Source organism: Photorhabdus luminescens subsp. luminescens (genome assembly GCF_001083805.1).
Classification (GTDB): domain Bacteria; phylum Pseudomonadota; class Gammaproteobacteria; order Enterobacterales; family Enterobacteriaceae; genus Photorhabdus; species Photorhabdus luminescens.
On the sequence record NZ_JXSK01000009.1, the window covers coordinates 76044 to 98178 of the forward strand.

Sequence of the window (22135 nt, forward strand, 5' to 3'; positions counted from 1 at the left end):
AGTATGTCTGAAATGACTCCACGCGAAATTGTCAGCGAACTTGACAAACACATTATTGGTCAGGACAAAGCGAAACGCGCTGTAGCTATCGCACTCCGTAACCGCTGGCGTCGTATGCAGCTAGATGAAACGCTGCGCTACGAAGTGACGCCTAAAAATATTCTGATGATTGGCCCGACTGGGGTAGGTAAAACTGAAATCGCCCGTCGCCTGGCAAAACTGGCAAATGCGCCGTTTATCAAAGTCGAAGCAACCAAATTCACCGAAGTTGGCTATGTTGGTAAAGAAGTCGACTCTATCATCCGTGATCTGACCGATGCTGCGGTTAAAATGGTTCGCCTGCAATCCATTGAACAAAACCGTTATCGGGCAGAAGAACTGGCAGAAGAGCGTATTCTTGATGTCCTGATCCCACCAGCAAAAAATAACTGGGGACAAACGGAGACGCAAGTCGAACCATCGGCCGCACGCCAGGCATTCCGTAAAAAACTACGTGAAGGTCAGCTTGATGATAAAGAAATCGAAATCGATGTTGCTACCACACCTGTAGGTGTCGAGATCATGGCGCCTCCGGGCATGGAAGAGATGACAAATCAGTTGCAATCTATGTTCCAGAATCTTGCTGGTCAGAAACATAAATCTCGTAAGTTAAAAATCAAAGATGCTTTCAAGCTACTGGTCGAAGAAGAAGCCTCTAAACTGGTTAATCAGGAAGAATTGAAACAACAAGCCATTGATTCTGTTGAACAACACGGTATTGTCTTCATTGATGAAATCGACAAAATCTGCAAACGAGGTCAAACTTCAGGCCCTGATGTTTCCCGTGAAGGTGTTCAGCGTGACCTGTTGCCACTGGTGGAAGGCTGTACGGTATCTACCAAACACGGCATGGTAAAAACAGACCATATCCTGTTTATCGCCTCAGGTGCATTCCAGGTTGCTAGCCCTTCCGATTTGATCCCTGAATTACAAGGGCGTTTGCCAATCCGCGTGGAACTACAAGCATTAACCACAGAAGATTTTGAGCGTATTCTGACTGAACCAAGTGCATCTCTGACAGAGCAATATAAAGCTCTCATGGCAACAGAAGGAATGAACATCAGTTTCACGGCTGATGGCATTAGCAAAATTGCTGAATCAGCATGGCAAGTAAATGAATCAACCGAAAATATCGGTGCTCGTCGCCTGCATACTGTGCTTGAACGACTGATGGAAGATATCTCCTTCGAAGCCAGCGAACGCCAAGGTCAGTCAGTTAATATTGATGCCGACTATGTTAAACAGCATCTAGATGAACTGGTTGCAGATGAAGATCTGAGCCGCTTTATCCTATAATCGGTGTATACGATTTCTGATCCACTATAATTAATGATGGGAGGCTTGCCTCCCATTTGTTTTTTATACACCTACAGGAGTAAGTGAACGCAGAAATGAACTCATCAACTTCTATTAATCAAACTCAAGCATGGCTGGAAAGTTTGCGCCCTAAAACGCTGCCACTCGCCCTTGCAGCCATTATCACTGGCTCAGCCCTAGCTGCCTGGACAGGGCATTTCAAGTTACCGGTTGCCTTACTAGCGCTATTAACAGCAGCCATACTGCAAATCCTGTCCAATCTCGCCAATGATTACGGTGATGTTATTAAAGGTAGTGATACTGAAAAACGTATCGGCCCACTACGCGGTATGCAAAAAGGCGTTATTACCGCCCCACAGATGAAAAAAGCACTGAAGATTCTTGTCCTGCTAGCTTGTCTGTCTGGTAGTGCCTTGATTGCCATTGCCTGTGAAGAACCCAGCGATATATTCGGTTTTCTGGTACTTGGCCTGCTAGCAATTATTGCCGCCATTACCTATACAGTCGGCGCAAAACCTTATGGCTATATGGGGCTTGGCGATATTTCAGTACTGATTTTCTTTGGCTGGTTAAGTGTTGCCGGTACTTATTATCTTCAAGCCGGTTTTTTTGACTCGATTGTCATACTCCCGGCTACAGCCTGTGGCCTTCTCTCTACTGCTGTTTTAAATATCAATAACTTGCGCGATATTGAAGATGACAAACAGCATGGAAAAAATACCCTAGCTGTCCGTCTCGGCCCTAAAAAAGCCCGTTACTATCACGGCTGTTTAATAATCACCGCAATACTCTGCTTGGTATTATTCACCGTACAAAACCCGTCTGGCTGGTCAGGCTGGCTGTTCCTGCTCGCTCTGCCTTGGTTGTTCAAACATATGTGGTATGTACTTAATGACCCCACACCTGAAGGAATGCGTCCAATGTTGGGACAGATGGTTAAAGTAGCATTACTGACTAATATTCTATTTTCAGTTGGTCTTACTTTTTAATTAAATGAATACCTGTTAACAACATCAATTTAATAATTGATGCTTTTGCTAACATCGACCTGAAAGGGATATACTTACTGTTCCATACCTTAACCAGACGTAAATCCTATGAAATATGATACTTCCGAGCTTTGTGACATCTATCAAGAAGAAGTAAATGTGGTAGAACCTATGTTCTCCAATTTTGGCGGGCGTACTTCATTTGGTGGTCAAATCATCACGGTTAAATGCTTTGAAGACAACGGGTTACTTTACGACCTGCTTGAAGACAGTGGTCATGGACGCATTTTACTGGTAGATGGTGGTGGTTCTGTACGCCAAGCATTAATTGACGCTGAGCTGGCACAACTCGCTGTGCAAAATGGATGGGAGGGCATTGTTGTTTACGGTGCTGTACGTCAGGTTGACCAGCTAGCAGAGCTCGACCTCGGTATTCAAGCTATAGCCGCTATTCCTGCTGGCTGTCGTGATGAAGGGACAGGTGCAAGCGATATCCGAGTGAATTTCGGTGGTGTAACCTTCTTCTCCGGCGATTATTTGTACGCCGACAACACCGGTATCATTTTGTCCGAAGAGCCACTGGGACTTGATGATAGCGAAGAAGATGAGATCATCTGATGGCAACGTATAATAAAATTAAGGGCGATTTTTTAGATCGCCCTTTTTGCCTGTTAGAAATTTATAATTACTGAACATCTTCCATTTTGCCCAACAAGGCACGCAAGCGTTCCTGCCATACCTGCTGCTCTTGTTTTAATTGCTCATTCTCATGAGTCAGAGACTCACGGTTGCTAGTGGCATTCTGAATTTCCTGAGACAAAGATCGATTTTTTTCTTTTAATTCTTCAATTTCCATTTGTAGCAGGGTAATAGTATCAATCGCCTGCTGAACCTTGGCTTCCAGCTTTTCAAAAACTTCAAATGACATTCTCGGTTCCCCCTTATAAGCAATGGTCTGATTGTATGTAGCCAGCGCGCCCCTGTCTAGCAACATCCCCAACACATGAAAAATAACTGTCAAATAAAAACCTCAAAGTGTCTCACACTTTAATTTTTAGCAAAATAGCGGATAAATGCGGATTCGCTCATTTTGTTGACACAACACACACATTTCAATTTCGCTATTTCTCGTTTCCGCTCATTAACGATAAATTTACAAAACCTCCCTTTCAATTTCTGAAAGGTGACAATAATCATTACGCCTCTAAAATCTTCTTCGTAGGATAGAACATATGAGCCAAACCACTAGCACGACATTAACCGGACAATGTATCTCTGAGTTTCTTGGTACCGCACTATTGGTTTTCCTTGGCGTAGGCTGTGTTGCCGCTGCACGTCTTGCCGGCGCACAATTAGGCTTGTGGGAAATCAGTATCATTTGGGGTATGAGCGTTGCGTTGGCTGTTTATCTCACCGCAGGTGTTTCCGGCGCTCACCTCAACCCAGCGGTGACGATTGCCTTATGGCTGTTTGCCCGCTTTGATGGCAAAAAAGTTATTCCTTTTATTATTGCCCAGATGATTGGCGGCTTCATCGCTGCCGCTCTCATTTACATGATGTACTACAGTGTATTCCTTGATTACGAACAGGTACACAATATCGTTCGCGGCACGCCTGAAAGCCTGTTTACCGCAGGTGTATTCTCTACTTATCCAATGGCGCAACTGTCCATTTCTCAAGCTTTTATGATAGAAGTTATCATTGCTGCCATTCTGCTCTGTTTGATTCTGTCGCTGACTGACGATGGCAACGGTATTCCCCGCGGTCCTCTGGCCCCATTACTGATTGGTATTGTGATTGCCGTTATCGGCGGCGCATTTGGTCCATTAACCGGTTTCGCTCTGAACCCGGCCCGTGACTTTGGTCCCAAATTAATTGCTTATCTAGCGGGTTGGGGAGATATTGCCCTGACAGGTGGACGTGAAATCCCTTACTGTCTGGTTACTCTGACTGCACCCATTATCGGCGGTATTGTAGGAGCATTTGGTTACCGCAAACTTATTGGTCGCCATTTACCCTCTGATATTCATAAAACTGAAGATCAGAAGAAAAAGAAAGCCTAGAGCATTACCAGAACAGGTTATTATCATGACAACAGAAAATATGATTGAGAAAAAATATATTGTCGCCCTTGATCAAGGAACCACCAGTTCCCGAGCGATAATTCTTGATCACGACGCCAATATTATCTCGATTTCCCAAAGAGAGTTTGAGCAAATTTACCCTAAACCAGGTTGGGTCGAACACGATCCAATGGAAATCTGGGCAACCCAAAGCTCAACTCTGGTAGAAGTATTAGCAAAAGCAGATATTAGTTCCGATCAAATTGCCGGTATTGGGATTACCAACCAACGTGAAACAACGATCATTTGGGAAAAAGAAACCGGTAAACCTATCTACAATGCCATCGTTTGGCAATGTCGCCGTACCGCAGACGCGTGTACTAAACTAAAACAGAAAGAGGGATTGGAAGAATATATTCGCCAGAATACAGGGCTGGTAGTGGACCCTTATTTCTCCGGCACCAAAGTCAAATGGATCTTAGATAATGTCCCAGGCGCCCGTGAACGGGCTGAAAAAGGTGAGCTACTGTTCGGTACTGTGGATACCTGGTTGGTGTGGAAAATGACCCAAGGCCGAGTCCACGTTACCGATTTCACCAACGCCTCTCGAACAATGCTGTTCAACATTCACAATCTGGAATGGGATCAGCATATTCTTGATGAGTTACAAATCCCGCGTTCCCTACTGCCGACCGTTCATTCATCTTCTGAGATTTATGGTCAGACCAACATCGGCGGTAAAGGCGGTACTCGAATTCCTATCGCAGGTATCGCAGGCGATCAGCAAGCTGCTCTATACGGTCAACTTTGTGTCCAACCGGGTATGGCGAAAAACACCTACGGGACAGGCTGTTTCCTGCTGATGAACACAGGTATAGACGCCGTGCGCTCCAACCACGGATTACTGACAACCATTGCCTGTGGTCCCCGCGGTGAAGTGAACTATGCGCTTGAAGGTGCTGTTTTCGTTGGCGGCGCTTCCATTCAATGGCTACGTGATGAGCTGAAACTCATTGCCGATGCTACTGATTCCGAATATTTTGCCACTAAAGTTAAAAATAGTAACGGCGTGTATGTAGTCCCTGCTTTTACCGGCCTTGGCGCCCCCTACTGGGACCCCTACGCCCGAGGGTCAATTTTCGGACTAACCCGCGGCACCAACAGTAATCACATCATTCGTGCGACGCTGGAATCCATCGCCTATCAGACCCGCGATGTACTGGATGCCATGCAAGCTGATTCAGGCACCCGACTGCAAGCACTGCGGGTAGATGGCGGTGCTGTTGCCAATAACTTCCTGATGCAATTCCAATCAGATATCCTTGGCACCCGTGTAGAACGCCCTGTAGTGCGTGAAAGCACTGCATTGGGTGCTGCATTCCTTGCAGGATTGGCGGTTGGCTACTGGAAAGACTTGGATGAAGTGAAAAGTAAAGCCACCATTGAAAAAGAATTCCGTCCAGGTATTGAAACCACTGAACGTAATTACAAATACAATGGCTGGAAAAAAGCAGTTGCCCGCGCGCAGGATTGGGAAGATAAAGGCTAAGATGCCCTAGATATCTAGATATAAAGAAAGGGTGAAATGAATGATCACCCTTTCTTTAACTGCTTAATTAAACGACATGTCCGTGACGCTGCATCCTATGCGCTAATGGTAACCAACAAATCAAGATCAAAACTGACGTAAAGAACATCAACATACCCACGCTGAATTGATTATTTTGCGACAGCATTGCAGATAACCAGGTTGCCAAACCAGAACCAATATTCTGCAAACCGCCGACTAACGCCCCGGCTGCACCGGCCAGATAAGGAAATGGCTCCATCGCCCCTGTTGTCGCCAGTGGAAATAACATCCCTGCGCCAAAGAAAAAGAGAGCGGCTGGCACCAACAGCGTCCAAATATTCATAACGCCGAACCATCCCGGTAACCACATCAATGCACCGGCCAATAAACAGCAAACCACCGAATGCCACATCAGATTATAAAAAGTTCTTCCTTCTCGCCCGGCATACCACGCGCCAAAGAAAGCCGCTGGAATTGGCAAAATAAATAAAATACTGACGGTAATACTGTTCAACCCAAGCACCCCGCCCATCAACACACCACTACAAGCCTCAAAGACCGCAATCCCTGATAAGCCGCCTATTAACATCACCAAATAAGCAGTAAACGCGCTATTCGATAACAGTTGATAGAAAGAAGTGAGCATTTTTCGTTTTTCGGTTTGCTGTGGCCGGGTTTCCGGCAACTTACAAAACACGTAATAAACAACACCAACACACAAAAGTAATAAAAACAGATAACAGGAACGCCAACCAAAGAAATGCGCTATCACACCGCCAATCATCGGCGCAAGTAACGGGCTAACCAAAATTCCCATATTCAACAAACTATTAGCATAACGCAACGCAGTGCCAGTATATAAATCCCTTGGCATCGTTCTGGCCATCACACCTGCAACCCCCGTCCCTAACCCCTGTAAAGCACTGGCGACAACCAATACATCCAAATTAGGAGAGAATAAAGCACATACAGTAGCAAACAGGAAAATTATCATACCGGCCAAGATAACTGGGCGCCGGCCAATCTGGTCTGAAAGAGGGCCGTAAAAAAGCTGTGAAAGCCCATAAGAAAACAGATATGCAGCCATCACACGTTGTACAGAACCTATTGGCACATTAAAATCTTTAGCAATATCTGCAATAATAGGCACATAGATTGTTTGTGTCATCTGGCCTACAGCAGCCAGTACAATCAATATCAGTAATAAATCAAAGTTTTCTAATTTTCTCATCGCATTCACAACAAGTTTATACAATTCATAAAGTCATAAGAAACCCCAGGCTACTAAGAAATGGCCTGTATTCTCTTATTCCACTAATGTGACTAACTTAACAAATTTAAAATATTTTGCGAGGTAGTGCACAATCTTCTTTGCAGAAAAAATAACAGTTAATTACGCCATACCTGGCAACAAATATGTACATATCAACTAAGTATTAACAAAATAATGGTTAATTTTTCTATAACACAGAATCGATAATGGTATTTATCTCTATGGACTAAAATAACGATGTAAAAACAAACGGTTCGGGGATTTCTTTCAGGATAGGAGATAAGTTCCAATGGCAAACTGGGTTACAGGAAAAGTCACACAAGTTATTCACTGGACGAATACCTTATTCAGCATCAGGATGCATGCACCGGTTGAAGAATTCACCGCAGGTCAGTTTGCAAAACTGGCAATAGAAATAGATGATGAACGGGTGCAACGGGCCTACTCTTACGTTAACGCTCCGACAGATAATAATCTTGAATTTTATTTAGTTACGGTTCCTGAAGGCAAACTCAGTCCGCAATTAGCAGCGTTGCAACCTGGTGATAATCTATTAGTGACAGAACAAGCCGCAGGCTTTTTTATTCTTGATGAAATACCTGATTGCAAAACATTATGGATGCTTTCAACGGGAACAGCCATTGGCCCCTATCTTTCAATTCTTCAACAAGGGGACTATCTGGAAAGATTTGAGAATATCGTATTGGTGCATGCAGTCAGACTAACACAAGATTTAAGCTATCTGCCCTTAATGCAGCAATTAGTTGAGCATTTCAATGGCAAGCTACGAATTCAAACTATTGTCAGCCGTGAACAAAACCCCGGCTCATTGACTGGCCGTATCCCGGCACTTATCGAGAACGGAGAACTTGAGGCTGCTGTCGGGCTTACGATGAAAAACGACAACAGCCATATTATGTTATGCGGTAACCCTCAAATGGTGAAAGACACCCAACAACTGCTAAAAGAGCAGCGTGGCATGACGAAACACTTACGCCGCAAACCGGGGCATATCACCAGTGAGCAATATTGGTAATTTCAGTCATCTTTGGCAGAAATAAAATCCACTTTCTCTGTCGTCTCACCAAACCGGTTTGGCCCATCCGTACCACGGAATACACCGCAATCAAGCACCATCATTACAATGATCAATGTGGGGATAAAACGGCCAATCCCCCATTGCCAGAATGGCGCCATGCCACCCCAATCAACAGCGATCAACAACCCTGCCAGTAATAAAAGCAGCGACCAACCTCCCCGCTTATTTCGGTCATGCAAACGCTTAACCATCATTGCTGCTGCGGGATACATCACCAAGACAAGCGCAAAAACAGCATAGTGCATGATCAAAGAATTCATTCCCTGAATAGTCAAGATAACAAACATCAAGGCCAGGCAAACACCAATGCCAATCCAGAATTCACGCCGTCCAATTCGTCCTTTGAATGAAAAACCCCATTGTTGTAATGTCATCTATTCTTTTCCAATCGTGTATTCTGTTTCTCAGCGCAGTTTAACCTAAGCGAGCGGCAACATGAAAACGGACGTTAATAAATTTCTAACCATAATATTAGCGGCAAGCATTGTCGGTTTACCATTGGTAGCCAATGCTGATAAACCCACAACCACAGAACCCACAGTACAAGCGACCTATCTTCTGCCGAATGCCCCTTCCTTCGATGAAACTATTCCGCGATTTCGCGAAAAATATAATCGCCGCAACCCGACATTGCCACTACGCGAATATCGGGTAATCATAAGTAAAAACATTTATCTGCCATTGACACGAGCAGCCAGCAAAATTAATGAAAAACTTTATTCTTCCGCCGTACTTGAGCGAGGAAGTGAAAAAATAAAAAGTCTGCAACTGACATTACTACCATCGGAAAATACCGCTGAAACTCAGCAAAACCAAATTCTAGCAGAGCAGTACATGACAGCCCTGATGCGCCATTTTAACCCGACGCTTTCACAGGAACAAAGCAAAGAGAATATTGATAATTTGCTCAGAAACGGCAAAAAATCGCTATTTTACAGCCAGAACATCGGAGCCATTCGCTATATTGTGGTAAATAGTAGCGAAAAAACACTTACTTTCGCTATTGAACCGATTAAGCTATGGCTCTCTGAACCTGATAACTAATCAAGATTAGTAATAAAAAAAAGCTATTGCTTGCAATGATCACTATACTGTGGAGCATTAGATCTACCGAATCGATCCTAAATTCAGCTCACTACTTAAACTTCTCTGGTTGGAGGAAAAAACATGCGACATCCATTGGTGATGGGTAACTGGAAATTGAATGGCAGTACCCATATGGTAAACGAACTTATCACTGGCCTGCGTAAAGAACTAAGCAGTGTTACCGGCTGTGACGTCGCTATCGCGCCACCAGCACTTTATCTCTCTCAGGCTAAACAAGCGTTGGCTGGCAGCCGTATTGCCCTAGGCGCACAGGATGTTGACGTTAACCTATCTGGTGCATTTACCGGTGAAACTTCCGCCTCAATGTTGAAAGACATTGGCGCAGAATACATTATCATCGGCCATTCTGAACGCCGTACTTACCACCGAGAAAGTGACGAATTCATTGCAAAAAAATTTGCCATTCTTAAACAACAAGGTCTAATCCCTGTTTTGTGCATCGGCGAAACTGAACAGGAAAATGAAGCAGGTCAGACTGAAACCGTATGCGCAAGGCAAATTGATGCAGTTCTGAACACAGTGGGAGCAGAAGCATTCCAAGGTGCGGTCATCGCTTACGAACCTGTTTGGGCAATTGGTACAGGCAAATCAGCGACGCCAGCGCAAGCTCAGGCTGTGCATAAATTTATCCGTGATCATATTGCACAAAAAGATGCAGTAATCGCAAAACAGGTCATTATCCAGTACGGTGGCTCTGTGAACGCAGATAATGCTACTGAACTCTTTGCTCAACCAGACATTGACGGTGCATTAGTTGGTGGCGCATCCCTAAAAGCTGATGCTTTCGCTGTTATAGTAAAAGCCGCAGCCGCTGCGAAAAAAGCATAATTCATTTTAATGATAATTGACCGCCGTATACCTACGGCGGTTATTCATTTTTAGCGTTGAATAATCTCATCAAACACACCGCCCGTCGCAAAATGCACTTTTTGCGCTTTTCCCCAGCCGCCGAATACGTTATCGACAGTAAATAATTCCAATGCAGGAAAAGAGGAACGGTACTTATCAGCAACCGCTTTATCACGTGGCCGATAATAATTTTTAGCCGCTATCTCCTGTCCAACGGGAGAGTAAAGGTATTGCAGATATTCTGTTGCTAGCTCACGGCTATGACGTTTATCAACCACCTTATCAACAACAGAAACCGTCGGCTCAGCCAAGATTGAAAGGCTAGGTGTCACAATTTCGAATTTATCTTTATCAAGCGCATTAATTGCTAATAATGCTTCATTCTCCCAGGCAATTAATACATCACCGATTCCACGCTCAACAAAAGTACTGGTCGCTCCTCTTGCGCCAGAATCGAGCACTTCAACATTCTGGTAAAGGGCTTTAACAAATGCTTTCGCTTTGTCCTGATCCTGATTGTTATGAATCAACCCATAACCCCATGCAGCCAGATAATTCCAACGTGCGCCGCCTGATGTTTTTGGATTAGGCGTCACAACAGATACACCCGGACGAACTAAATCTGACCAATCTTTAATTTGTTTTGGATTATCTTTCCGCACTAAAAAAACAATGGTTGAAGTGTAGGGGGCCGAATTTTCTGGCAAACGCTTAATCCACGCCTTCGCTATCCGGCCACGTTCCGCAATGGCATCCACATCATAGGCCAAAGCCAGTGTCACCACATCCGCCTCAAGGCCATTAATAACAGAAGTTGCCTGTTTACCCGAACCACCATGAGATTGCCGGATTATCACTTTATCCCCTGTCTTCTGCTGCCAATAAGCACTAAAAGCCTGATTATACTGCTGATATAACTCGCGGGTTGGATCATAGGAAACATTAAGAAGTTGAAGATCTTTTGCCCATACGCTGCTACTGGTAATCAATAGTAACGCCAATGCTACATGCCATCTGACTCTCACTTGAATCTCTCCACAAACTATTTTTAACGGTTATGACATTCAAGGCTGACAGAAAGCGTTATCACTCAGAAATAATTAAAAGCATTTATTTATATGTGATAGGAATATACTAAGGAGACATTACAGCCTCCAAAGAGGCTGCAACAGATTGAGATTTGCCGGTATTGACGTGATCAATATAGCTTTTTCGCGGTTTCCAACCAATCCTGTTTAAACACGCGTTTCATATTCTGCACTGCATCAATGATGTCATGATGAACAAGTTTCTCGTTCTGAATACCAACACAACGACCACCATAACCTTCCAACAGTAATTGAATGGAATATGCTCCCATACGGGAAGCCAGAATACGATCATAGGCAACCGGGGAACCACCACGCTGAATATGACCTAAAACTGTAGCACGGGTCTCATGATGCGTCTCTTTTTCGATATGTCTCGCAAGTTCATAGACATCACAAACATGCTCGGTAATTGCAACGATGGCGTGGCGTTTACCTTTATCGATACCCGCTTTAATTTCAGCCACGAGCTCATCACAACTAAACGAGACTTCCGGCAGAACGATAAACTCACAACCGCCTGCAATAGCGGCTGACAAAGTGAGATCTCCACAATAACGGCCCATTACTTCAACAATGGAAATACGTTTATGGGAAGTCGAAGTATCACGCAGACGGTCAATCGCCTCAACCACCGTTTCCAGCGCAGTGAAATAGCCGATGGTATAGTCAGTACCCGCCACATCATTATCGATGGTGCCCGGTAGACCGATACAAGGAAAACCCGCTTCTGTTAGTTTCTTCGCACCAAGATAGGAACCGTCACCGCCGATAACGACCAGAGCATCGATACCGCTTTTTCTCATATTCTCAATAGCGACAGTACGAACCTTCTCATCCCTAAACTCAGGGAAACGGGCTGAACCTAGAAAAGTGCCGCCACGGTTAATCATGTCGGATACACTAAAGCGGTCAAGTTTCTTCATGCGGTTTTCATACAAGCCAAGATAGCCATCATAAATACCGAAAACTTCCAACCCTTCGGTTAATCCCGCACGAACCACACCACGAATAGCTGCATTCATACCTGGCGCATCACCGCCACTCGTTAAGACACCGATTCTTTTGATCTCATTACTCATGATGACCCCTGACTTGTAGATGTAATAATTGCAAACCCGCTAATGGCGGACTCCATATGCAATCACTTTGCCTGAACTGAAATCCGCTTTTTCTTAACCTGTTATCGCCCAGCGTACTGAAACAATCAGGCTGAATTGATTCAACTCTTTATATAATACGGTAAAAAACTAAGTCTGCATTAACACTGAGTCTCTTTTTTGAGATCAAGTTGACTAAAAAGTCATTTAATATGCCTCCATAGCTCTTACGTTCATCAATCAACCTCTGAGAAATCCCGTTCTTGCATATCCCCCATCCACACTGGATAAGAATTTACAGCGTTTTTTGCTAATGCCAACAAGATACGCTGTGCGTTTTACCGTTCATTGGCGAGGGCATAAACCACATCTCCGGCCCGCTTACCAATAGCAATAACAAGCAAGATAATCCCATTGCTGCTCACCTCATAAACTATATAATTCGACATTAGATCATTTAAAAGCGCCTTTAAATGATCTTTTATTTAACCTCTATGTATAAAAATAACGTGTCAGGTGGAAAAAGACCGGAGCGGCAAAACATAACGAATCGATCCGATCTAACATACCGCCATGCCCTTCAATCATTTCGCCGAAATCTTTAATGCCACTATCACGTTTTATCGCCGACATACATAATCCACCAATAAAGCCCATCAATGTAATGGCTAACGACATCAAGCCAGCCTCCCACGGAGAAAATGGCGTTACCCAATAAAGTGACATTCCTAATAACACTGAAACCAAAATGCCACCAACAAAACCTTCAACAGTTTTATTCGGACTCAATTTAGGCACAATAGGATGTTTACCAAACAATTTACCAAACACATACTGCAAAACATCCGACATCTGCACCACAATCATTAAAAACAACAATAACTCGACATTTTCCCCCTCATAGCCTGGAATATCTAACATCAATAAAGCGGGAGCATGGCTAATACAAAATACAGCAACTAACATACCCCACTGTATTTTGGCAGTCCGTTCCAGAAAGTTAGTCGTATCCCCGGCTAATGCGATACGGGCAGGTAAAAATAGAAACACATAAACAGGAATAAAAATAGAAAATACGCCATACCACTGAATACCAACTGCAACATACTGTAATGGCATAAAAATAAAGAAACACCAAAACATGGCTTCATGGTCACTTCGCCGCGTTGGCGTCAAAGTAAAAAATTCCCGTAAGGCAAAAAATGACATACTTGCAAATAATAAAACTGAGCCGACTGGCCCAATAATAACTGCCAACACACAAACAATGCACATCATCCACCAACCGCGAATGCGGGCATTTAGGTTATCGATTGCTGGATTATTCTTATCCCCTGAATATTTGGAGGCCAATATTGCCCCAACAATACTGGCAATAATTAATGGTACGAACATGCCTCCCATCAATAGCAACAGTTGCTTATTAAGCATGATCATAATATTAACGCCTCCAATGCCAAACGAGCTCGCTGTAAAAAATCAGCTTTTTCTTCTTTTACACCTAATTTTTCCAAAGGTTGACCAAATGTTGCAGAACAAATAACAGGAACAACAAGTGCCGAGCCTTTTGGCAAAACCCTATTTAAATTTTCAAGATAAACTGGAATAAGTTCAACATCAGGATATTTCTTCGCTAAATAATATAGACCACCTTTAAACTTATTAATTTGTTCCCCACTTCCTCGCGTCCCCTCTGGGAATAAAATCAAAGACTCCCCTCGTTTTAATACATCTTCCATTGGCGTCAGGGTATTTCCCTTTAAACAATCCTCTCCTTTACGATCAATAAGCACAGCCCGAAAAACTTTATTAATAAAATATTTACGCAGATAAGTTTTACTCCAATAATCACGAGCAGCAACTGGATGCACCCGAGAACGTAGCACCCGAGGAAACCCGGCCCAGATAACTAACCCATCCAGATGACTGCTATGATTAGCATAATAAATTCGGGAAGCTACCGACGGCTTACACCCAATCCAACGAATCCTCACTCCTGTTAACAAACGGCAAAGCCCAGACAGAAACGAACCCATACCTTTACTTACCAGCGTCACTTCTTGTGGTCTATTCATTACAAGCATCCTTCTCTTGTAATTCACCCAATATGACTCTGGTTCGCCGAACACATGTCCAGAGACAACCCAACGTGATAACGACTAATACCGCCAATAAAAGATACTGGCCCCATAACTGAGGTAAAAAAGCAGCAACAATTGAACTCACGGTAATTAATGCCATTCGATGCTGTTTTGCCATCGGCCCAAGGAAACGCTGAGGTAAACCACAAGTCCCACCTAACAAGCGAATATAAGCGGTCAAAACAGCTAATAATGCGGCAATACAGCCAAGAGAAATCGCAAATGGAAAAAGTGTTAAACCATACCCCACCCCAATCAGAATAAAAGAATCAGCAATACGATCAGGAAGATCATTAAAAACAGTACCGGCAGCCGTCTTCAATCCCCCTTCAACAGCGACCATGCCATCCAATAAATTACACATTAGCCGGCCTTGAATAAGCAAGGCGCCAATAATCAATAAAACTGATGTCAACCAAAAAGACTCGACTAAAAAACACACGGCAAAACACACACCAGCTAATGCAGCAAAAACAACGCTGGCAACAGATATGCCATTTGGTGTCGCCCCTTTACATTGCAACCATTTAGCCATTTTACCGGCCCACACTGCATTGCGTGTCTTGATCGGACGCCGATCTTTTACCTCGTTACCAGACATATCCTTTCCCTTTTTGAGCACAAATGAACAATCAAATCTACTTAAGTTAAATGAAATAAGATAAACAGGATTGGTTAGAATAACAACAATAAAAAAACCTGTCGGTGGAAGGAGGGAAACGGAGATCGCGCTAATTTTCCCTTGTTGATTAATTTGAAATAATAGAATTTACTTCAACAAGTGCCCGCACATTGACCACATCGACATAAGCCCCGATTTTTTCGGGGCTTCAGAACGTTAATAATGCGGCCTGATTTGCTGTACACTTGACGTATTAACTATTAATACATTGGTGAGATATGAGAAAAATTACTACTGTCAGTATGGGCGAACAGCTTGACAGGTTCGTACAGCGCATGATTGAAAGTGGCCGTTATGGAAATGCCAGTGAAGTTATACGTTCGGCGCTGCGTTTGCTGGAGCAACAAGAAGCTTACGATGAGATTGTACGCAAGGCGGTTATTGCTGGCTTGGAAAGTGGGGAAAGCTCGCTGACCCTACGGGATATATCGGAACAACGGAAACGCAGACATAATGTATAAGCTCACGGATCAGGCTGTTGAAGATTTTGCTGGGATTTATGATTATACACTTTTGCAGCTCGATGAAGCTCAGGCTGACCATTATACGAAAGCACTGGAAGCATTTTTTGACACGCTAGCAGAGATGCCACATATAGGAAGGGAATACCCATCTGTCCCAGGTGTAATGCGGGTTGAGTTTCACTGCCACACGGTTTTCTATACTATCCGGGATACCGATATTCTGATTGCGCGTATCCTTCATCAACAGATGAATCACCCCCGTTATCTTCTTTGAGCGGGCAGGGGCTACGTTGTGCTCTGCACCGCACCACAGCAGCGCGGTGTATGTGAAGCTTTTTATGCACCTGTAAGGAATCGTTAAAAGCCCAGCAGTACTGGTGCTTGGCGAAGCATGAGATCCTTGTTTGATCTTGCGGATTGGTGCGGGGAAACGGGGGGATTATGCCCCCTTTGCGCACCCGCAACAAAAGAATAAAAAACGATCACTTTGTTAAAGATAAGGATATTTTGATATCGTTAACACCACAGGCACGCGCATAGCGACTGAGTGTATCAATGGATGCCTTAACGATATTTCTTTCTATTTTTGATACAGTCGGTGGTTTGATACCCATTTTTTCAGCAACCTGAGCGCTGGTCAGCCCAGCATGTTTCCGCCATTCAGTCAGCATATTCTGCATCTCAATCGCTAACTCAAGCTCTTTCTCCTCTTCCGCTAACGTGGCTTTAAATCGAGGGTTTTCTTTGGTTCTTTCCTCAATGTAGAGGTCTAAGTCATCACGCATCATATTTCCTCTTAATCTCTTGATGGTTCTGTCAGTTCATTTTTCCGCGCAATCGCTATCCTGAGTTCATTCAGGGGAGTAGCATTAGTTTTTTTCACAAAGCATCGTAACAGATAGATTTTCTTCCCTGTGGCATAACAAAAAAAACTTCTGGCTATTCCGTCTTTGGCTTTTGCTCTCAGCTCAAACAGCCCTTTATATCCCTCTATCGGTTTTGAATGCGGCTCTCTCAGGCTGGTTGGGTTTTCCCTCAAACGCTTAATTAACGCGACCATACGCAATTCCAGCGAGTCAGGCAGTGATTTTAATTCTTCCTTAAAAGCATCATGAAACTTAATTTCAAACATTCGGCAATCCCCTATTCATGCCTAAATAATAGTCTTTTAGCCAAATTAGCGCAAGGGCTAACTTAGCCCTTGCGCTAATAATCTCTAGCCTCGCCAAAGAAGCAGCATTCCGTCACCGGATGCGGATCAGCAACGCCAGATATTCAACCACCTCATAGGGATCGTGCCCCGGTCGTTTCAGTGAACAATTTCGATTTAACGAGATAATTCGTCATTTCCTAGAGTGATACTCCGTTGTAACGCATCATTATTTATTCCTCGCTTGCATTAAAATTCGTTTCCCAATCCATGCCATTACAGGCACAGCCATTGAATTTCCGATTGCCCGGTAACGGTAACCATCAGGACAATCAGCCGAAGCCTTGCCATTCCACGGAATTTGGGTGTGATTATCGGGAACCCTGTAGTCTTTCGCATTTCACTGGTGTGAAACGGCGCACAGCCCCATAAGTTGCTATTAGATCAGTAGCGCTTCTATCATCTCTGGAGCGCAGTGCTGATGAAACATCATCTGTCCGGTATTCACCAAACGAAAGCAACCGATACGTAGATACCAATCTGCTGGTTCTCTGAGAAAATATCTCCTTATTGCTCATACCAATACCACCTGAGCTTAATGTCGGATGCGGGTTTAACTCTGAGTCCCAGAGATTACCGATAACAACACGGTTTCCAGCATTTCCGGTAATTGCTTTCTCCGCCGTTTTGCGTGGTTCAGAATCCTGGCGCATTCTGCCTGGCTCAAAAAGTATTTTTGCGGGACAGGCATCTGTTCGAGCACTTGCGACAACAAACACACGGCGACGTCGTTGAGCCACTCCGAAATATTGAGCGTCCAGCACTCGCCATGCAACGGCTCTTTGTAGTCCAGACACATAACCTGAGTTCGTCCATTTCTTCCTTGACGGCTGCAATGGTTCATCTTCTCCGGTAAGTCCCGCAAGAAAACAACCAAAGGCATTATCTTTACTGGATAGAACTCCGGGGACATTTTCCCAGACGATAATTGAAGGCTGTTCGCCGTTTGCTGCTCTGACGAAATCAATAACATTTGCCAACTCCGCGAATGATAATGTTAGTTTTCCCCACTCATCGTCCAACCCATTACGCAGACCTGCAATGCTGAACGCCTGACAGGGTGTACCCCCAACCAGAATATCCGGCGCATCGGCCTGATTTTCGGTAATCATGGCGGGGATTTCAGTCATATCCCCCAGATTTCGGACATAAGGCCAGTGATATTGCAGTACCGCGCTGGGGAATTTTTCGATTTCACTGAACCATGCCGGAGACATACCCAGCGATTCCCATGCCACACTGACTGCTTCAATACCGGAACAAACCGAGCCGAAACGCATATTCACGATAGGTTTTCCCTCATTTCACCAATATTCTTAATCCGCTGCCGCAACGCAACGCGGCGTTCCTCTCTCTGCCGCTCCGTCTCTATCGGAATAAAGCTGCCATCCGCCTGTAACTTGAACGACTGTTCACCAATGTTAATTTTTCCCCCAATGATTAATGATTTCGCCATAGCCCGGCAAAAATCCATCCCGATTGAATCCGCATAATCGATAATTTTTTCGACTAACCGCTCACCCCCGCTGACTGTACCGTAACTCCCCGTACAGTTATTGACAGAACTACTGCCTAAAGAACTACTGCCTAAATAAAGAGGAAAAAATGCTGGCTCTACTCTGCCTTAGCACTGGCGCGCTGGGGGGAAGCGGAAAGTCTGGTAGCTCAACAGGTATTAAAAGGCCGTGTAATTTTTCTAAATACCAAAAATGGAGATCAACGTATCGTTCCCATTTCTGAAAAATTGGAGAGAGAAATGCGCGGTAAAAAAAATGGGCAAGCTGTTCAATGTTGACTACAGAAATTTCTGCAAGATCCTACATGTAGTAAAACCTGATTTACCAGAAGGACAAGCAACCCACGTTCTACGCCACACATTCGCGAGTCACTTTGTGATGAATGTTGCACTGCAACAAATACTCGGTCATGCCAATATACAACAAACTATGGCGTATGCTCATCTGGCACCCGACTATTTGCAATTTGCAATCACGTTAAATCCACTGAATGGCGGTATGGAAATTTAGCAGTAACAAGCAACCGTAGCACTCAAAAGTGTCCACACTAGTGTCCACACTTAGAAATTTCCACGCTACTTACAGTTGCTTGTAAAACTTTTATCTGGTTGATTTTAAAGTGAATTAATCTTAGCCAGATAAAAAAATCCCGCCATAAGGCGGGGGAAAAGACAGGGATGGTGTCTATGGCAAGGAAAAATTCTCATTTGCTACTACTTTAACTGCTATGGGTATTACAAATCAGTTCGGTAACTGAGACATACGCTGTCGATAATGTTGCTCCAATTGTGCTTGTTGCTCAGGCGTCAACAGTTGGTACATCTGATGATGGATACGCGCCATTTCTACCTGATGCTCCACATTACATCTGATCATCTTTTCAATCAGAGCTTTTACTGCCACTTCATCAAAATTCTTCGCAGTGACCAGCTTGCGCATCTCTTCTCGCTCCGTACGATTCATTGACATCGATGAACGCGGTTGATGTTTCTGCCCGACCAAATCACGCATCTGTTGACGCTGTTGCTCAGTTAAAGTGATACCGCTGAACATATGGTAATTATCACTACCATCATTATTACGATAATGATAGTTTCCTACCTTTTTATAATCGCAAGGCGCACAATTATCGGGTACCGTAGCAGCGTGCATTGTACTTACTGTTCCAGCTAAAGATGCTGTCGAGCCAAGAACAAATATTGACGCTAAAACTAACGCTGCTATGTTACGCATTAAACAACTCCTCGTTTCCCCGAACGATGCTATTAAGTCCAATGTGGACAACTATACCTACGCGGCTGCAAACTAGCGTCAAAAGCTTGTAAAAGAACGTAAAGTCGTGGAATAGCAAAGTTTGTTATCGTATTTTTGCTCTTGGAGGAAGTAATCGATGCATAAAATCCTATTAGTTGATGATGATCGTGAATTGACATCATTATTAAAAGAACTACTTGAAATGGAAGGATTTAACGTTGTGATCGCTCATGACGGAGAGCAGGCATTAAAATTCCTTGACGATTCGATCGACCTACTACTACTCGATATTATGATGCCGCGTAAAAATGGCATCACAACATTGAAGGAGCTTCGGCTACACCACCAAACTCCGGTCATTATGCTGACAGCGCGGGGAAGTGATTTGGATCGTGTTCTGGGACTAGAATTAGGGGCGGATGACTATCTCGCCAAACCCTTCAATGATCGTGAGTTAGTGGCGCGTATACGTGCTATTCTTCGCCGCTCAAACTGGAGTGAGCAACAACAAACAGACAATGGCCCACCTACTCTTCAGGTGGATAACCTGCAATTAAACCCTGGCCGACAGGAAGCCAGCTTTGCTAATCTCATTCTCGATTTAACCGGTACCGAATTTACTTTGCTCTATCTATTAGCTCAACATTTAGGCCAAGTTGTCTCCCGTGAACATTTGAGCCAGGAAGTATTAGGCAAACGGCTCACTCCATTTGACCGAGCAATTGACATGCATATCTCTAACCTACGCCGTAAATTGCCTGAACGGGAAGATGGACTCCCCTGGTTTAAGACTTTACGCGGCCGAGGATATTTAATGGTTTCTGCGACATGATAAACAGTTTAACGGCACGCATTTTCGCAATTTTTTGGTTTACTCTAGCGTTAGTCCTAATGTTGGTATTAATGGTGCCGAAACTGGATTCCAGACAACTCACCTCTCTGCTGGAAAATGAATACCGGCAGGGAGTTATGCTGGAACAACATATTGAAGCAGAATTAGCTCAAGATCCCGCTAACGATTTACTTTGGTGGCGCCGTTTATTTCGCGCGATTGAAAAATGGGCCCCCCCAGGTCAGCGCCTGATACTGGTCACCAGCGAAGGTCGAGTTATTGGCGCGCAAAGGAGTGAAATGCAAGTTGTCCGCAACTTTATCGGACAATCAGATAACGCTGATCACCCGAAAAAGAAAAAATATGGTCGCTCTGAAATGTTAGGGCCCTTTTCTATTCGAGATGGAGAAGATCATTATCAACTTTATTTAGTTCGTCCAGCGAATAGCCCACAATCGGATTTTATTAATCTGATGTTTGACCGGCCGTTATTACTATTAACCGCTACTATGTTAATCAGTGCGCCGCTCCTACTATGGCTGGCATGGAGTTTGGCTAAACCTGCCCGCAAATTAAAAAATGCCGCAGACGATGTTGCTAAAGGTAATTTACGTCAGCATCCAGAACTGGAAGCCGGCCCACAAGAATTTCTGGCCGCCGGTAACAGCTTCAACCAGATGATCAGTGTATTGGAAAGAATGGTCACCGCACAACAACGGCTAATTTCCGATATTTCTCATGAACTACGCACGCCTCTCACCCGCCTACAGCTTGCAACAGCATTACTTCGCCGCCGTCATGGTGAAAATAAAGAGCTGGAAAGAATTGAGACAGAAGCCCAACGGCTAGACAGCATGATTAACGATCTGTTAGTGCTCTCCCGCAGTCAGCATAAAAATGAACTGTTGAGAGAAAACATCAAAATGACAGATTTATGGAACGACATTCTTGACAATGCCCGCTTCGAAGCTGAACAGATGGATAAAACCCTTGAAGCCACCTTACCACCGAGCTCTTGGGCAATTTACTGCAACCCATTAGCACTTGGCAGTGCTTTTGAAAATATCGTACGTAATGCCTTACGCTACTCCCACCACCATATTGCGGTCGCATTTCACACCGATAATCAAGGGATCACCATTACCGTTGATGATGATGGCCCGGGCGTCAACCCGGAAGACCGCGAACACATATTCCGACCTTTCTACCGTACAGACGAAGCCCGCGATCGGGAATCCGGCGGCACTGGCCTTGGCTTAGCAATTGTTGAAACCGCGATTAACCAGCACCGCGGTTGGGTCCGTGCCGAGGATAGCCCTCTCGGCGGCTTACGCTTGATCATTTGGTTACCGCTTCATGGCCGGTAATACAGATTTCTGCTAACCTTATTTAGTAAAATAATTAATTAAATAAGCTTTGTTTATGCTTGACCCCGCAAGTCTGACGGTTTAACCTCCCCTGTTATTCATTAAAAAACATTATTTTTAATTGCTTTTCTATTACAGCAGACAAAAGCATTAAAAAATCAAAACAGTAGATAA

General features: G+C 44.1%; 24 protein-coding genes and 2 pseudogenes. 13 read left to right on the forward strand and 13 right to left on the reverse strand.

Translation table 11 applies throughout. From position 1 onward, the window contains the following. Positions 1–3: 3 nt before the first annotated feature. The 3 genes from hslU to rraA all read left to right on the forward strand — a co-directional run bounded on the left by hslU (position 4) and on the right by rraA (position 2963). On the forward strand, positions 4–1335 hold the full coding sequence (gene hslU, locus TI10_RS18820) for an HslU--HslV peptidase ATPase subunit (RefSeq protein ID WP_049584892.1): 1332 nt from the start codon (positions 4–6) through the stop codon (positions 1333–1335). Between the two features lie 95 nt (positions 1336–1430). Next, entirely contained in the window at positions 1431–2345 is a 915-nt protein-coding gene (locus tag TI10_RS18825) for a 1,4-dihydroxy-2-naphthoate polyprenyltransferase (protein WP_049585039.1), read from the forward strand. Between the two features lie 108 nt (positions 2346–2453). Further along, the gene (gene rraA / locus TI10_RS18830; protein ID WP_049584893.1) at positions 2454–2963 is read left to right on the forward strand and encodes a ribonuclease E activity regulator RraA; all 510 of its coding nucleotides are present in this window, start codon (positions 2454–2456) and stop codon (positions 2961–2963) included. Positions 2964–3030: 67 nt separating this feature from the next. Here the strand turns inward: rraA and zapB are convergent, their stop codons facing one another. Further along, entirely contained in the window at positions 3031–3273 is a 243-nt protein-coding gene (gene zapB, locus TI10_RS18835; protein ID WP_049584894.1) for a cell division protein ZapB, read from the reverse strand. 304 nt (positions 3274–3577) lie between these two features. Here zapB and TI10_RS18840 point away from each other — a divergent pair, with 304 nt between their 5' ends. Together TI10_RS18840 and glpK are read left to right on the forward strand one after the other, a co-directional pair. Continuing rightward, positions 3578–4408, forward strand: coding sequence for an MIP/aquaporin family protein (locus TI10_RS18840; RefSeq protein WP_049584895.1), 831 nt, complete (start codon positions 3578–3580; stop codon positions 4406–4408). 25 nt (positions 4409–4433) lie between these two features. Further along, the gene (gene glpK, locus TI10_RS18845) at positions 4434–5957 is read left to right on the forward strand and encodes a glycerol kinase GlpK (protein ID WP_049584896.1); all 1524 of its coding nucleotides are present in this window, start codon (positions 4434–4436) and stop codon (positions 5955–5957) included. Positions 5958–6024: 67 nt separating this feature from the next. Here the strand turns inward: glpK and emrD are convergent, their stop codons facing one another. After that, positions 6025–7209: a multidrug efflux MFS transporter EmrD gene (gene emrD / locus TI10_RS18850; RefSeq protein WP_049584897.1), complete on the reverse strand. Its 1185-nt coding sequence runs from the start codon at positions 7207–7209 to the stop codon at positions 6025–6027. 331 nt (positions 7210–7540) lie between these two features. Here emrD and fpr point away from each other — a divergent pair, with 331 nt between their 5' ends. After that, a complete protein-coding gene (gene fpr, locus TI10_RS18855; RefSeq protein WP_049584898.1) occupies positions 7541–8287 on the forward strand; it encodes a ferredoxin--NADP(+) reductase in 747 nt (248 codons plus the stop codon). Positions 8288–8289: 2 nt separating this feature from the next. Here fpr and TI10_RS18860 read toward each other — a convergent pair whose 3' ends face one another. After that, on the reverse strand, positions 8290–8724 hold the full coding sequence (locus tag TI10_RS18860; protein WP_049584899.1) for a DUF805 domain-containing protein: 435 nt from the start codon (positions 8722–8724) through the stop codon (positions 8290–8292). Between the two features lie 61 nt (positions 8725–8785). Between TI10_RS18860 and TI10_RS18865 the strand changes: the two genes are divergently transcribed. After that, positions 8786–9394, forward strand: a complete 609-nt coding sequence (locus TI10_RS18865; protein ID WP_049584900.1) for a YiiQ family protein — start codon at positions 8786–8788, stop codon at positions 9392–9394. A gap of 123 nt (positions 9395–9517) precedes the next feature. After that, a complete protein-coding gene (tpiA, locus tag TI10_RS18870; protein WP_049584901.1) occupies positions 9518–10285 on the forward strand; it encodes a triose-phosphate isomerase in 768 nt (255 codons plus the stop codon). 50 nt (positions 10286–10335) lie between these two features. Here the strand turns inward: tpiA and TI10_RS18875 are convergent, their stop codons facing one another. From TI10_RS18875 to TI10_RS18895, 5 genes are all read right to left on the reverse strand, one after another. Then, entirely contained in the window at positions 10336–11331 is a 996-nt protein-coding gene (locus TI10_RS18875; RefSeq protein ID WP_049584902.1) for a sulfate ABC transporter substrate-binding protein, read from the reverse strand. 173 nt (positions 11332–11504) lie between these two features. Then, positions 11505–12476 (reverse strand): 6-phosphofructokinase, encoded by a 972-nt coding sequence (pfkA, locus tag TI10_RS18880; RefSeq protein ID WP_049584903.1) that lies wholly within the window; start codon positions 12474–12476, stop codon positions 11505–11507. Positions 12477–12986: 510 nt separating this feature from the next. After that, positions 12987–13931, reverse strand: coding sequence for a phosphatidate cytidylyltransferase (locus TI10_RS18885; RefSeq protein WP_049584904.1), 945 nt, complete (start codon positions 13929–13931; stop codon positions 12987–12989). Then, complete coding sequence (locus TI10_RS18890) at positions 13928–14569, reverse strand: lysophospholipid acyltransferase family protein (protein WP_049584905.1); 642 nt, start codon at positions 14567–14569, stop codon at positions 13928–13930. The genes TI10_RS18885 and TI10_RS18890 overlap by 4 nt, the downstream gene beginning before the upstream one ends. Next, the gene (locus TI10_RS18895) at positions 14562–15236 is read right to left on the reverse strand and encodes a CDP-alcohol phosphatidyltransferase family protein (protein ID WP_049584906.1); all 675 of its coding nucleotides are present in this window, start codon (positions 15234–15236) and stop codon (positions 14562–14564) included. Before TI10_RS18895 ends, TI10_RS18890 begins: the two co-directional genes overlap by 8 nt. A gap of 299 nt (positions 15237–15535) precedes the next feature. On the opposite strand from TI10_RS18895, the gene TI10_RS18900 reads away from it, so the two are divergent. After that, positions 15536–15778: a type II toxin-antitoxin system ParD family antitoxin gene (locus TI10_RS18900; protein ID WP_049584907.1), complete on the forward strand. Its 243-nt coding sequence runs from the start codon at positions 15536–15538 to the stop codon at positions 15776–15778. Next, positions 15771–16055, forward strand: a complete 285-nt coding sequence (locus TI10_RS18905) for a type II toxin-antitoxin system RelE/ParE family toxin (protein WP_049584908.1) — start codon at positions 15771–15773, stop codon at positions 16053–16055. Before TI10_RS18900 ends, TI10_RS18905 begins: the two co-directional genes overlap by 8 nt. A 208-nt stretch (positions 16056–16263) precedes the next feature. Here the strand turns inward: TI10_RS18905 and TI10_RS18910 are convergent, their stop codons facing one another. From TI10_RS18910 to TI10_RS18925, 4 genes and pseudogenes are all read right to left on the reverse strand, one after another. Beyond that, complete coding sequence (locus TI10_RS18910) at positions 16264–16569, reverse strand: helix-turn-helix domain-containing protein (protein WP_015836363.1); 306 nt, start codon at positions 16567–16569, stop codon at positions 16264–16266. 8 nt (positions 16570–16577) lie between these two features. Then, positions 16578–16913, reverse strand: coding sequence for a type II toxin-antitoxin system RelE/ParE family toxin (locus tag TI10_RS18915; protein ID WP_015836364.1), 336 nt, complete (start codon positions 16911–16913; stop codon positions 16578–16580). A gap of 458 nt (positions 16914–17371) precedes the next feature. Further along, positions 17372–18271: pseudogene (locus tag TI10_RS18920) on the reverse strand (DNA cytosine methyltransferase); the annotation flags it as partial. Positions 18272–18273: 2 nt separating this feature from the next. Next, complete coding sequence (locus tag TI10_RS18925; protein WP_155416497.1) at positions 18274–18447, reverse strand: hypothetical protein; 174 nt, start codon at positions 18445–18447, stop codon at positions 18274–18276. A gap of 131 nt (positions 18448–18578) precedes the next feature. Here TI10_RS18925 and TI10_RS18930 point away from each other — a divergent pair. Then, positions 18579–19018: pseudogene (locus TI10_RS18930) on the forward strand (tyrosine-type recombinase/integrase); the annotation flags it as partial. A gap of 231 nt (positions 19019–19249) precedes the next feature. Here TI10_RS18930 and cpxP read toward each other — a convergent pair. Further along, on the reverse strand, positions 19250–19741 hold the full coding sequence (gene cpxP, locus TI10_RS18935; protein WP_049584910.1) for a cell-envelope stress modulator CpxP: 492 nt from the start codon (positions 19739–19741) through the stop codon (positions 19250–19252). Between the two features lie 157 nt (positions 19742–19898). On the opposite strand from cpxP, the gene cpxR reads away from it, so the two are divergent. Both cpxR and cpxA read left to right on the forward strand, forming a co-directional pair. After that, on the forward strand, positions 19899–20594 hold the full coding sequence (gene cpxR / locus TI10_RS18940; RefSeq protein ID WP_049584911.1) for an envelope stress response regulator transcription factor CpxR: 696 nt from the start codon (positions 19899–19901) through the stop codon (positions 20592–20594). Beyond that, on the forward strand, positions 20591–21961 hold the full coding sequence (gene cpxA / locus TI10_RS18945) for an envelope stress sensor histidine kinase CpxA (protein WP_049584912.1): 1371 nt from the start codon (positions 20591–20593) through the stop codon (positions 21959–21961). The genes cpxR and cpxA overlap by 4 nt, the downstream gene beginning before the upstream one ends. Positions 21962–22135: the final 174 nt, after the last annotated feature.